Below are 12,028 nucleotides of genomic sequence, written 5' to 3'. Positions count from 1 at the left end.
CATTTAAACGTCAGATTTCAGCCAAAATTCGCATGGCAGCACCAACGCAGTTGCATTCCCGCGCGGTCCGCGGCTGGTCGCGTCGGCGCGAGGCCGCCGCGGTCGAGATAACCGTCGGCAGTAGGGCTTCTCAGTCCTCGCGGAATGCGTGCCGCATCTGATCCGTCAGCGGCTTCGTCAGATAGGAGATGACCGTGCGGTCGGCGATCTTGATGAACACCTCCGCGGGCATGCCCGGATAAAGAGACAATCCGGTGAGCTTGGCGAGGCTTTCAGGCTTCGGACGGATGCGCAGTGGATAATAGCTGGTGCCGCTGCGCTCGTCCGTCACGAGATCCGGCGCCACGGTCACGACCTCCGCCTCGACTTCAGGCGTCGTTCGTTGGTTGAAAGCGCTGAAACGGATTTCGACCGGCTGGCCGACCTGGACCTGGTCGATGTCGTGGGGAGCCACGCGCGCCTCCACCGTGAGGTCGTCCGCCTCCGGCACGACGAGCATCAGCGTCTCGCCCGGATTGATCACGCCGTTCACCGTATGGACGGCGAGTTGGTAGACCCGGCCGGAGAGCGGCGAGGTGATGTCGAGCCGCCGCAACTGGTCGGTCGCGGCCGTGCGGCGCTCCTCATATTCGGCGATCCTCGCCTCGACATCCGTCAGTTCCTTGGAAATCTCCGTGCGCCGGTCCTCGTCGAGTTGCAGGACCTGCAGGTCGATTTCGCTCAACTTTCCGCGCGCCTGGGCGCGGGCTGCGATGTGCTGTCCTCGGTCTCCCTCGAGTTCCGCCCGCTGCCGCTTCAGCGTCGTCACGCGCTGCATCGGCACCAAACCCTGTCCATAGAGGGAATCGACGCCCACCAGTTCCTCCTCGATGAGCCTCAGCGCATCCTCGATCGCCTTCAACTGAACGGTCAGCCCTTCGATCTCGTCGGCAAGCTGCGCCTTTCTCGAGGCGAGCTGGCTCTTCATCCCGGTCAGCGCCGAGCGGCGGCTTTCGAAGAGCCTCTTCTCGCCGGCGACGAGTTTTGCCGCCGCCGCACCGGAAATGAAATTCTCGAGATCCTCGTCAATCTCGAAGTCCGGCGCGCCTATGCGCTCGGCGTGAAGCCGCGCCCGACGCGCATAAAGCTGCGCCAGCGTGCCTTCGATGATTGCAAGGTTGGCGCGAACGGTGGTCCCGTCGAGGCGGATTAGCACCTGTCCGGCCTCGACGCGGTCGCCTTCCTTGACCCTGAGTTCGCCGACGACACCGCCCGTCAGGTGCTGGACCTTCTTGACGTTGTCGTCGACGACCACAACGCCACCGGCGACGATCGCGCTTGAAAGTTCCGTCGTCGCAGCCCAGCCGCCGACACCTGCGACGAGGGCGAGCGCGAGAACGGATACCCCGACCATGTGCCGCCCGAGCGAGCGCTGCGCGCTCGTCTGTTCCTTGCGTCCGCTCATTGCGCCGCCTCCTGGCCTTCCGCCGCGATCTTGAATCGCGATGGCGCCACGGCCTGCGGCCGAAGCACCTTGTTCAGCACCTCCTCCTTCGGACCGAAGGCCTGCATGCGCCCGTCTTGCATCATCAAAACGAGATCGGTGCTGGCGAGCGCGCTCGGCCTATGGGCGATAACGACGACGATGCCGCCCCGCGCTCGCACGTTCATGATCGCCTCGCTCAAGGCCTGCTCCCCTTCAGCGTCGAGATTCGAGTTCGGCTCGTCCAGAACCACGAGGAAAGGGTCGCCGTAAAGGGCTCTCGCAAGTGCGACGCGCTGGCGCTGGCCGGCGGAAAGCGCAACACCACCCTCGCCGATCTCGGTATCGTAGCCATTCGGGAGCCGTAGGATCAGGTCTTTGACCCGCGCGGCCGTGGCGGCGGCAACGATGGCCTCAGGCGTCGCATCCGCGGCGAAGCGGCAGATGTTCTGGGCCACGGTTCCGGCGAAAAGCTCGACATCCTGCGGCAGGTATCCGATGTGCCTGCCGAGCGCGTCGCTGTCCCATTGGTCGAGCGCCGCGCCGTCGAGACGGACGGAGCCGCGATAGGCCGGCCAGACGCCGATCAGGGCCCGCGCCAGCGACGACTTTCCGGAGCCGCTCGGGCCGATAACGCCAAGCGCGCTGCCGGCATGGACAGCGAAACCGACATCGGTGAAGATGAGGCGTTGTGCGGCCGGCGGACCGCTCGCCAATGTCTCTACGCTCAAGCGTTCCCGCGGACTGGGCAGTGCCAGGGGCGCCTCCGTTTCCGGCAGAGCCTTGAGCAGGTCCTTCAGTCGCTGCCAGCTCTGGCGCGCCGAGACGAGGCCGCGCCAATTGCCGATCGCGAGTTCCACTGGGGCGAGCGCCCGTGCTGTCAGGATGGAGCCGGCGATGATAATGCCGGGCGAGGCCTCCCCCTCGATGACGAGAACGGCGCCCGCCGCCAACACTGCCGATTGCAGCGCCATGCGGAAAACTTTCGAGAGCGCGCCGTAGCCATTGCCGATGTCCGAGGTGCGCCTGTTCTGGTCGCGGAATTCCGCGTTGCGGTCCTCCCAGAGGCTTGTCAGCCGACCGGTCATGCCCATGGCCTGGACGACCTCGGCATTGCGCTGCGAGGCTTGGGCAAAGGCGTTGCGCAGGCCTCCCGCTTCGGATGCCTTTCTGGAGGGTGCCTGCGTATTGCGATTAGTAAGATAGGTCAGAACCGTCAGGATGAGGCCGCCGCCGATCGCGACAAAGCCGATCACGGGGTGGAATAGAAAACAGATTGCGATATAGAAGGGCAGCCACGGCAGGTCGAATAGCGCCGCCGGCCCGGCACTCGAGAGGAAGGAGCGAACCTGATCGAAGTCGCGGAGCGCCTGAAGGCCGTCTCCCTGCATCCGAAGCTTCAGCGGCGCCTTGACGAGCGCTCGGTAAATGCGTGCGCTGAGGCTTTCGTCGAGCGCCCCGGCGATGCGCACCAGCATGCGCCCGCGGATCAGTTCGAAGGCGCCCTGGAAGCCATAAAGCAATAAGGCGAGCAGGCTGAGTGCGATCAGCGTGGGAATGCTGCGGCTCGGCAGAACCCGGTCATAGACCTCGAGCATGAAGAACGAGCCGGTCAGATAGAGGATATTGACGAGCGCACTGGCGATGCCGACGCCGATGAATGCTGTTCGGCAATCGCGAAGGGCGGAGGCGGGATCGATGTTCCTGCCATTCGAACTAAGCTCAGACACTGGCTGCACTCTCCCTGTCAGCGCGGGCGGTGCCCGGTGCGGACTGTTCCAGGTGCTTCCCGCAGGGCCCTGTCGAAGATCTGCTTTGTTCGCTCATGCTTGGTCTCGTTGCTTCAATACGGCTCCTGCCTTCGGGCCCGAATGAGGAGTCCTTGACCGCGCCGATACCGCGGGTTCATGCCGGCCCCTGCGTAGCTTCTCCGTCCGGAGTTGCCAAGTTATTACCGATTTGCCGAAAGCCGGCGGCGGGCATGGTCAGTCGCATTATACCAGAAGATTTGCATCTTCTGCTTGCAGTTTTGAAACGCCCACACGAGATCGGCGGTTGATGAGGCAATATCTGAGGAATCCCACCGTGAAAGAACGCGACGCAGCGACCGAGCGGAATCTCGCCTTTATCTGACGTTCGTCGCGAACGCCGCGAATGCCGGCGGCTTCATGGCCTATCGGATCGCGGCGAGTCCGGAGGGGACCGAGCGCCCGTCCGAGCCGACGGTGAAGCTTGCGCTGCTGACGTGGCTGATCGGCCCCGTTCTTGGAGGAGGGGTTTGCGCGCAAGTCTCTTCAGCGCATCGGATTTGACCGCGGCAGGTTTCGCGGCCGCGCCGCTGACGGTCGCCAGTGATCGAGGACCTTCGCACCGTCTCGAGCGGTAAGGCTGCCCGCCGAGCCGCAATCACTCGGCTACGGCTTGGATGCCCAGCAACTGGACCGCATCGGCCGCATCCTCGGCCTTGGCGGCATCGCAATCCTCGATGCTGCCGCCCCTTGCCCATCGCGCGGCATGGCTCATCAACTCTTGCATCTCTTTGCGGAGCCTATGCCATGTGAGGATGTCGTCGGCGTGCAGGACGTTGGTCCGGAGATCGTAGAACCGGCCGATCTCGTCGCCGCTCTCGTTCCGGGCGGTCTCCAGCCGCAGTTTCAGTTCGTTCGCCTCGTCTTTCGCCTCGAAATAGCGACGCATGACTGCAATCAACGCCAGGTCGTTTCGGCTCGCATTCAAGGGCGTTCCTCCGCGTGTTTCATGGCTGCTGGCCCGGGGAAAGCATTATCCCTGCCAAGAGAGGATCGCCATCGCGCGAAACTTTGGCCCTTTTCCGGCGGCGGCTTCGGGAAATCACATCCTGAGTGTGACGCAGCGTCGCGGCACTGACGCGCTTCAACCCTCTTCGACGCCGCCGCCACCGCTATCCGTTGCACCTACTTCTTGCGGTAGACAAGCACGGGGATGGCCGAATGCGTCAGCACCTTTGCGGCAATACTGCCAATAACCAACGCGCCGAGACCTCCGCGGCCATGCGAAGACATGACGATGAGATCGGCGCCAATATCCTCCGCCTTCCTGACGATGGCGCGATAGATATCATGCGTCCGCGTCTGATCGGTCTTGCAGGGAACGCCAGCCGTTTCGGCTTTGGCCCGCGCGGCCGAAAGGATCTCGGCGGCATGCACCTCGGAGAGGGCCTCATATTGCTCGCGCGTACTGGCAAGCTGTTCCGCGTCGATCGAAACGAGATCAAAGGGCTCCGTCACGGTGAACACTGTGATCTTCGCGCCGATGTCCTTGGCAAAGGCAATGCCGGCGTCCACGGCAAGGGTGGCGAGCGGCGATCCGTCGGTAGGGATAAGGATGTTGCGAAACATGAAAGCCTCCTGGTGGACCCAATTCACGCTATCCGCACCAGGCCCGACGGCATTGACGCAGATCAACAGACCGCTAGCCGCTCATGAAAAAGGCCCGGCGGAATTCGCCGGGCCCCGTATTTACTGGCGATTGCGGTTGCGCTCAGGCCTCCGCATGCAATCGCTCGTGATTTTCTTGCCTCACATCTTCCGCTTCCGCTTGCGCGTGCTGCCGGTTGTACCGGATCGACGACCAGAGCGAGAGGCCGATAAGGCCAGCTCCGCCGAGGCCGGTAATGACCTCCGGAATGTGCACCAGGGTCTGGAAATACATCACCACCGAGAGGATCAGGATCGCGTAGAATGCACCATGTTCCAGATATCGGTAGGCGCTCAGCGTTCCCTTGTCGACCAGCATGATCGTCATGGAGCGGACATACATCGCGCCGATGCCGAGACCGATGGCGATGATGAAGAGGTTCTGCGTCAACGCGAAGGCGCCGATCACGCCGTCGAAAGAGAAGCTGGCATCGAGCACTTCCAGGTAGAGGAAGGCGCCAAACCCGCCCTTGGCCGCAGCGCTCATGGTCTGCTGCGAGGCGTCAAGCAGGCCGCCGACGACCTCCACCAGGAGGAATGTCAGCAGACCGTAGATGCCGGCGTACACGAAGACATTCGCCTGCTCACCCTCGAGCAGCGTCGAAAAACCGAGGATCAAGCTGAGCACGAAGGCGATCTCGATGCCCTTGACGGTCGCAAAGCGCGCCATCTTCCGCTCAATCCACGCGATCCAATGCACATCCTTCTCCTGGTTGAAGAAGTAGCTGAGCCCGACCATCATCAGGAACGTGCCGCCAAAGGCCGCGATCGGCAGATGTGCCTCGTGCATGATGCGAGCGTATTCCTCGGGCCGCACCGAGGCGAGAATGATCGCCTCGATCGGACCGATATTCGCCGCGATGACGACGATCAGCAGCGGGAAGACGATGCGCATGCCGAAAACGGCGATGATGATGCCCCAGGTCAGGAACCGGTGCTGCCATTCCGGCCTCATGTCCTTGAGCTTGTTGGCGTTGACGATAGCGTTGTCGAAGGAAAGGGAGATTTCGAGAACGGCGAGTACCGCGCAAATGAAGAAAACTGTTGCCGTGCCCCCGATGGAGCCGGTCGATTGCCAACCGACCCAAGCCCCGAGGAGAAGACCGATGGCCGTGACGATGAAGGCCCATTTGAAATAGTCGAGCGCACCCTTGTTCGAATGAGTCTCAATCATGGCGAACCTCCCCTGCGCATGCAGGAGCGTCAGCAGACGAGAGATTCGTTGCACGAGAAGAACGCATAGCCGAAAGGGCACATGCGTCGAGCATGGAGCTGATTTTCATGGTAGCTATTCCGCCGGCCTGATTTGCTGGCGGTACCGACATCACGAGAGCGCCGTAAACTCTCGCCAGAGGGGCCCGGCACCATTGTTCCTCCCGCGACCTGATGCCCGAGAGCGGGAGTGCCCCTCTAAATAGCAAGGTCTCGCGCCGCGTCAAGGGGGTGCAGCCGCCACTCACCTGATAGCTAGCAGGCCCGCGCGTCCCGCGGGAACCAAAACCGGGCCGACGGGTTTGGCCTTCGATGGTAGATGCTGTGAGGAAGCGTCATGCACTGTTTCTGGTGGGACAAGACTGTCGAATTGGAACTCGGAGAATCGGGCGGATACAGCTGCGTGAAAAGCACGCGGGAAGCCGTCGAATTTTTGCTGCTGCGTTGGCCGCAGCAGGATGGACGTGCCTTTGCCGCCGCGAAGCGGACGTGTATCCAGGCGCTGGATGGCAAGGTGGAGACGGAGAAAGCCCGAAGAGCCTTTATCAAGGCCGCCGAAGAGGCGCACATCTCGCTCCGTAGTCATTGATAACATGCAGGCCGTCGAGAACTCGGCTGCGTCGGTTAAACGCATTTGCCGAGTAACAAGCGCCCAATTCGAATGGACGCTCTCACCGCTCGTACGGGATAACAGCCATGTACGACATGCTGTGGAGCAAACCGGTGACGATCACTCTGCTGGACGGCCGACGCCGAACGGTGGTCGGCCCGCTCGACGCGCTGAAATGTTTGCAGAACGAATGGCCGGTGCGAGGGGGCGCCTATTATGGCTGCGCCATACGGGCCTGCCACGCGGCCCTCAGGCTCAGCAGAGAGCCCGACGCGGCACGGGCGGCCTTTATCGCTTCTGCCCGCGAAGCCTTTCTGGCGATCGTGCTTCCCACCGGCGGGGCCGAGGAACACGACCCGCGCGCATCCCACTGAAGATGAACGACTGCTGCGATTCGCGCGCTAAAGCGCGTCGCTGTCAGGCGTACACGTGCGACGCGCTTTAAAGCGACCTTCGCGCATGTCGTTGTCCATGAAAACCGCTGCACAATTTTGAGCGATGCATCACACGGGCGCCGCTCGACATAAAGCGGCTCCGCCGGGGAGGCGGAGCCTATCCTGTGCACCAGTAAACACGGAACGCGCGGTTTCCGTAGGGCTTGCGGAGAGGGAACTATGTCCACGCGCTCCGAGCATCAAACCTCGCCGGCGACGATTTGTTCCGGTCGTCACATGCAAATTGTTTTGGAGGGCGAGCGCAGTTGCTGCTTTAGACTAACGGCGCCCGTTCCCCGGGCTGGCACCCCTCGCCGGACGAAGGAATCGTTAACCACCTTGCCGATAGACGTGGCCTTCAGGCGAATGCGGAGTGATTCGATGGCAACAGACTTGGACGGACGGACGACCGGGAGCAAAAGCGGCGAACTCTTCGCCTTTCCCTTGGCGGCACGGACGGGCGACATCGATCGCTGTGCGCGGGAACTCGACCGTGTCCATGGCGACGCCGCCGTCCACTACTGGAAGACGGAGTGCCGCAAGCTCGCTGCTCAGCTTTCGGCACTCGGGCTCGCGGATGAAGAGATCCGTCGCGAGATTATCGGGTTCCAGGCGGAAGTGCAGGCTGCGATGGCGCAACGCTACCGACAGCCGTCTGTAGAACGCAATCGTTCCGACAGCGGCGCTTGACCTTCAACGCACCGGGTTAACACACCGGCGTTAACGCGCCTTCTTCGCCTCCGGATCGAGCTCGGCACGCAACGTCGCATCGCGAAGAATGGACGTGATCTCTGCGGTCATCGCGTTCTGTCTTGCGAAAGCCTCGGATGGGACGACACCAGGATCCTCTTCATGATCCTGAACGATCCGGACCTCGTCGAGTGTGCGGCTGATTTCCGCCCAGAGATCCTCATGGCGCGACAGCCCCGAAAGCACGGCGACCAAAATTTCCCGATGGGCCGCCAGTCGAAACTCCAGTTTCTCCATATATCCGCCTCCCACTGCACATTGCTGCGCTTCCGATGGAGCGCGCTTCAAGCGCGTCGCCTGCCCAGGCCTGCGACGCGCTTCCCATGGTCACATCCTATCTGCGGCCCTGCACCGGAGTATGCCGGCCGGACTGGCATCCCGCTCCGAACCCTTAAGGATCGAAGACGTTCCGACCTCAATTCGATCCGATCGCTATTCCTGAACCTACTGAAGGACTTGGATGACGGTTCGGTCCGCGGGTTTCACGATCACGCGCTGATCATTGACGATCGCATAGGCGTAATCCGGTTGATCCGGAATCGTGTGGATCTCCACGGTCTCGGGCAGCGGCTGTCCGACGACGATCTCGCCTTCTATGGCGACGGACGGGGTCGCCTGCTCGAGTACATAAGTCCTGACCTCACCGGGCAGCACGACGGTCGTTTGGGCCGTTACCGATGCCGGCAGAAGCAAGGCGGCACAGATCAGAGCAATTCTCTTCATGATCTACTCTCCTTTCTCACGCCTCTTCAACCGGCTCGATCAACTTTGGTTCCCATGCGAGGGCGACGCCACAAGCGACGCGCGCAGAAACCGATCTGTTTCGGGAAGCTTCGCTTGGAAGAGTCCGCGCTGAAGAGCGCCGTCAGTTGACGGAATCAAGGGTCATCGACGTGCCAGCAGCGGCGACATTGAGGCCAAGCTGGCCAGTCACGCTCACCGTCTGCAGATGGATCGAGCCGGAAGTGCCGCCGACAAGCACATTGGCCCCGACGCCGGCGCCGATCGTCGCCTCGGCGGTGGCCCCCTTGTAGAGGCCGCTCAGCGAGCCGTGATGGTAGCCGGCGGTCGGTGCGAATACCGCCCAGAGAAGACGGCTCCGCATGGTGAAGCCAACGTCGATGCCGAGCTTGCGGATCTCGCCGGTGTAGCGATCCTCGATCTCCGACCCGCCAAGCGAGCGGAAAACGCACTCGATTTCCTTGGAAGAGCCGAGCACATAGCCCGCGCCCCCGCCGATATCGCACTCGAGATAGCCGATCTTGACGCCGTTCTCTGCGTCCTGGATCACCGGCGGCGCCGGCTCCCGATACGGCGTGAGGTCTGCCGCATGGGCGGCCGCGGCCACAAAGGTCAGCGAGGCGGTGGAAAGTGCGATGGCAAGTTTCGACTTCATTCATTTTCTCCTTATCGCATCGTCGCCGGCAGAAGGAAAAGCAGCCAATAAGCAAATGCAGCGACTGGACGCGCATCCGCTGGAGCCTTGCCGGCTAAGACGGGCGCACAGTTCGAAGGTATTGAGACAATTCAGAGGCGAGCCGCACAGCCGAAATATTTTTGCGGCACAGTGTTGCCGATCTGTCAAATCAGCCGGAACAGGCGCATTTCAGCAGGCATTTGTGAAAGAGCGCACGAATATCTCACGACTTCGGCGCTTACCGCAGTTCTGACTGCAAGAGCATAGGACGCTTTTCCGGAAGTGGCCTATCCGCCATTCACCAATTGCAAAATGAGCTGATGGACATTGCCGCCATTGCTGAGCTCGGCCCGGTCGAACTCTCGGCTTTGCAGTCGCTGGGCGTTGGACAGCGCGCCCAGCCGCTTCGTCATCTCGGCCTTGATCTTGCGGCATTTCGGGTCCGCCTGGACGGTGAGGCCGACCGTGGCGGCCTCGATTTTCCGCACCATCTCCTTGATGAAATCGCCATGCACCAGCTCATGCCGATGCACACCGGAGATGAACGCCTCCCACTGTTCCTGCGTCGCGATCGGCAACGGCTTGGCAGGCTTCGGCAAGGTGTAGGTGATCGCAAGTTTCGGTACCGCCGAGACCAGCACACAGGCATCGCCTTGGGTCTCGTATTTCCGGGTCCAGGTGAGCTTGAAGCTCGTATGCGCGATGGCGCGCGCGAGTCCTCCGACCTTCGGTCCAACCTCGCCGATCGATGCATAGAGCTCGGGACCGGACTGTCCCGCGATTTGATAGGTCTTGACCTTCTCGACCGCCTGCCATTCACCGCGCGCGGCAGCAGGCGACAAGGCAAGACAGACCAACAGCAAGCAAAATCGACGGCCCACTTGAAGACACTCCCGCGAGCGAAGCCTTTGACGTTGCGCCGGAACCTAAAAGGACCGTGTCACGCTTGCAACCATGTCTGGGCCGGAGCGCATCATACGCTGCTCAGCAGCAGACTGGTTTCGCTGTTGGCCACCCCGTCGATCATCCGCACCTCGCGGAGGATCCGGTCGAATTCGGAGAGGTTAGCCGCGCGGATATTGGCGACAAGATCCCAGTTCCCGTTGGTCGTGTGAAGCGACGCGATTTCGGGAATGCCACGCAACTTGCGAATGACCTGTGTCGTCGACTTGCCGACGACTTCGATCATCATCACGGCATTTACGGTGTTGACGTCGTAATCCTCGCGCACGCGAACCGTAAAGCCAAGCAGCGTCCCCGTCTCGATCAAGCGATCCAGCCGGTTCTGCACGGTGCCACGTGCAACGCCGAGCAGATCAGAGAGCTTGGAAAGCGAGGCGCGCCCGTCGGCGCGAAGATGGGCGATGATCCGCCGGTCCAGATCGTCCGGCGTGTATTTCGCGACAACGTAATCTCTCGAACTCATTAGGGTTATATTGTACAATTCGGCTGAACAAACTGTTCTATTCGGTGGCGAAAATAGCACAGCTTTGCGCTTTCGACCAGCGGCCTCAAACGCTACGCTCTTCGGGTGCCGATCACTGCAGGAGAATTCGATGCTTTCATCCCTTCCCTCAGCCAAGGCTATGGTGCCCTTCGTCAGCGTCGAGAACATGATGAGACTTGTTCATCACCTCGGCATTGAAACGGTGTTGGCAGAGCTCACAGACGCCATCGAGGCTGATTTCCGCCGATGGGAAAGCTTCGATAAGACCCCCCGCATCGCAAGCCATTCACGCGATGGCGTGATCGAGCTGATGCCGACCTCCGATGGTTCCGTGTACAGCTTCAAATATGTGAATGGCCATCCGAAGAACATCGTTAATGGGCTGCAGACCGTGACCGCCTTCGGCCTGCTTGCTGAGGTTTCCACCGGCTACCCGGTGCTGCTCACCGAGATGACGCTGCTGACGGCGCTCAGGACCGCCGCGACCTCGGCGATGGCTGCGCGTTACCTCGCGCCCAAGGGCGCGCGGACCATGGCGATGATCGGCAATGGGGCGCAGGCCGAGTTCCAGGCGCTGGCGATGAAGGCCGTCTGCGGGATCGATACGGTTCGCCTCTACGACATCGACCCCCTCGCGACCGAAAAAGCCGTGCACAACCTCGCCGATTCAGGCCTCAAGGTCGTCGCCTGCAGATCGGCGCAGGCAGCGATCGAAGGTGCGGAGATCATCACTACCTGCACGGCCGACAAGCAGTTCGCGACAATCCTCACCGACAACATGGTCGGCGCCGGCGTCCATATCAATGCGATCGGCGGCGACTGCCCCGGCAAGACGGAACTGCACCGGGACATCCTCAAGCGCTCGGACGTGTTCGTCGAATATGCCCCGCAGAGCCGCATCGAGGGCGAAATTCAGCAGATGGCGCCGGATTTTCCGGTGGTGGAGCTCTGGAAGGTCATCGCCGGCGAGGCGACGGGCCGACGCGATGCGCAGCAGATCACGCTCTTCGACAGCGTCGGCTTCGCAATCGAAGACTTTTCGGCGCTTCGCTACATGCGAGATCAGCTTTCCGGGACCGACTTCTATCAAAACCTCGATATGATCGCCGACCCGGACGAACCGCGCGATCTCTTCGGAATGCTGCAGCGGGCAAAGTGAAGCGCGCCGCTCACCGGCTTCTACCGCGTGCGCAGCCGCCGGAGGGTTTTTCCGGCCCTTCCGCCAGGGATGTCCGGATGCC

General features: G+C 61.9%; 14 protein-coding genes. 4 read left to right on the top strand and 10 right to left on the bottom strand.

Going from position 1 to position 12,028, the window contains the following annotated elements:
• Nucleotides 1-130: 130 nt before the first annotated feature.
• From SJ05684_RS19755 to SJ05684_RS19735, 5 genes are all read right to left on the bottom strand, one after another.
• Entirely contained in the window at nt 131-1,444 is a 1,314-nt protein-coding gene (locus SJ05684_RS19755) for an HlyD family type I secretion periplasmic adaptor subunit (RefSeq protein WP_034854419.1), read from the bottom strand.
• Complete coding sequence (locus tag SJ05684_RS19750; RefSeq protein ID WP_034854420.1) at nt 1,441-3,192, bottom strand: type I secretion system permease/ATPase; 1,752 nt, start codon at nt 3,190-3,192, stop codon at nt 1,441-1,443. Before SJ05684_RS19750 ends, SJ05684_RS19755 begins: the two co-directional genes overlap by 4 nt.
• Nucleotides 3,193-3,868: 676 nt before the next feature.
• Nucleotides 3,869-4,198, bottom strand: a complete 330-nt coding sequence (locus SJ05684_RS19745) for a hypothetical protein (RefSeq protein ID WP_034854421.1) — start codon at nt 4,196-4,198, stop codon at nt 3,869-3,871.
• Between the two features lie 197 nt (nt 4,199-4,395).
• A complete protein-coding gene (locus SJ05684_RS19740; RefSeq protein WP_034854422.1) occupies nt 4,396-4,839 on the bottom strand; it encodes a universal stress protein in 444 nt (147 codons plus the stop codon).
• 142 nt (nt 4,840-4,981) lie between these two features.
• Nucleotides 4,982-6,091, bottom strand: coding sequence for a DUF475 domain-containing protein (locus tag SJ05684_RS19735; RefSeq protein WP_034854423.1), 1,110 nt, complete (start codon nt 6,089-6,091; stop codon nt 4,982-4,984).
• Nucleotides 6,092-6,466: 375 nt separating this feature from the next.
• Here SJ05684_RS19735 and SJ05684_RS19725 point away from each other — a divergent pair, with 375 nt between their 5' ends.
• From SJ05684_RS19725 to SJ05684_RS19715, 3 genes are all read left to right on the top strand, one after another.
• Nucleotides 6,467-6,718, top strand: a complete 252-nt coding sequence (locus SJ05684_RS19725; RefSeq protein WP_034854424.1) for a DUF982 domain-containing protein — start codon at nt 6,467-6,469, stop codon at nt 6,716-6,718.
• Between the two features lie 107 nt (nt 6,719-6,825).
• Nucleotides 6,826-7,113, top strand: coding sequence for a DUF982 domain-containing protein (locus SJ05684_RS19720; RefSeq protein ID WP_050979989.1), 288 nt, complete (start codon nt 6,826-6,828; stop codon nt 7,111-7,113).
• A 441-nt stretch (nt 7,114-7,554) separates the two neighbouring features.
• The gene (locus tag SJ05684_RS19715) at nt 7,555-7,863 is read left to right on the top strand and encodes a DUF6074 family protein (protein ID WP_034854425.1); all 309 of its coding nucleotides are present in this window, start codon (nt 7,555-7,557) and stop codon (nt 7,861-7,863) included.
• Between the two features lie 30 nt (nt 7,864-7,893).
• On the opposite strand, the gene SJ05684_RS19710 is transcribed toward SJ05684_RS19715, so the two are convergent.
• The 5 genes from SJ05684_RS19710 to SJ05684_RS19690 form a co-directional block, all read right to left on the bottom strand.
• Nucleotides 7,894-8,160, bottom strand: a complete 267-nt coding sequence (locus SJ05684_RS19710) for a hypothetical protein (protein ID WP_034854426.1) — start codon at nt 8,158-8,160, stop codon at nt 7,894-7,896.
• 207 nt (nt 8,161-8,367) lie between these two features.
• On the bottom strand, nt 8,368-8,646 hold the full coding sequence (locus SJ05684_RS19705) for a DUF1236 domain-containing protein (protein ID WP_034854427.1): 279 nt from the start codon (nt 8,644-8,646) through the stop codon (nt 8,368-8,370).
• A gap of 142 nt (nt 8,647-8,788) precedes the next feature.
• Nucleotides 8,789-9,319: a DUF992 domain-containing protein gene (locus SJ05684_RS19700; RefSeq protein WP_034854428.1), complete on the bottom strand. Its 531-nt coding sequence runs from the start codon at nt 9,317-9,319 to the stop codon at nt 8,789-8,791.
• Between the two features lie 308 nt (nt 9,320-9,627).
• Nucleotides 9,628-10,221, bottom strand: a complete 594-nt coding sequence (locus SJ05684_RS19695) for a DUF922 domain-containing Zn-dependent protease (protein WP_034854429.1) — start codon at nt 10,219-10,221, stop codon at nt 9,628-9,630.
• A gap of 92 nt (nt 10,222-10,313) precedes the next feature.
• On the bottom strand, nt 10,314-10,766 hold the full coding sequence (locus SJ05684_RS19690) for an Lrp/AsnC family transcriptional regulator (RefSeq protein ID WP_034854430.1): 453 nt from the start codon (nt 10,764-10,766) through the stop codon (nt 10,314-10,316).
• A 130-nt stretch (nt 10,767-10,896) separates the two neighbouring features.
• On the opposite strand from SJ05684_RS19690, the gene ocd reads away from it, so the two are divergent.
• A complete protein-coding gene (ocd, locus tag SJ05684_RS19685) occupies nt 10,897-11,946 on the top strand; it encodes an ornithine cyclodeaminase (RefSeq protein WP_034854431.1) in 1,050 nt (349 codons plus the stop codon).
• The last annotated feature ends 82 nt before the right edge of the window (nt 11,947-12,028 follow it).

Origin of the sequence: Sinorhizobium sojae CCBAU 05684 (assembly GCF_002288525.1) — a bacterium.
Classification (GTDB): Bacteria; Pseudomonadota; Alphaproteobacteria; order Rhizobiales; family Rhizobiaceae; genus Sinorhizobium; species Sinorhizobium sojae.
The sequence above is the reverse complement of the archived record's forward strand: the minus strand, read 5'-3'. Positions and strand labels throughout refer to the sequence as shown.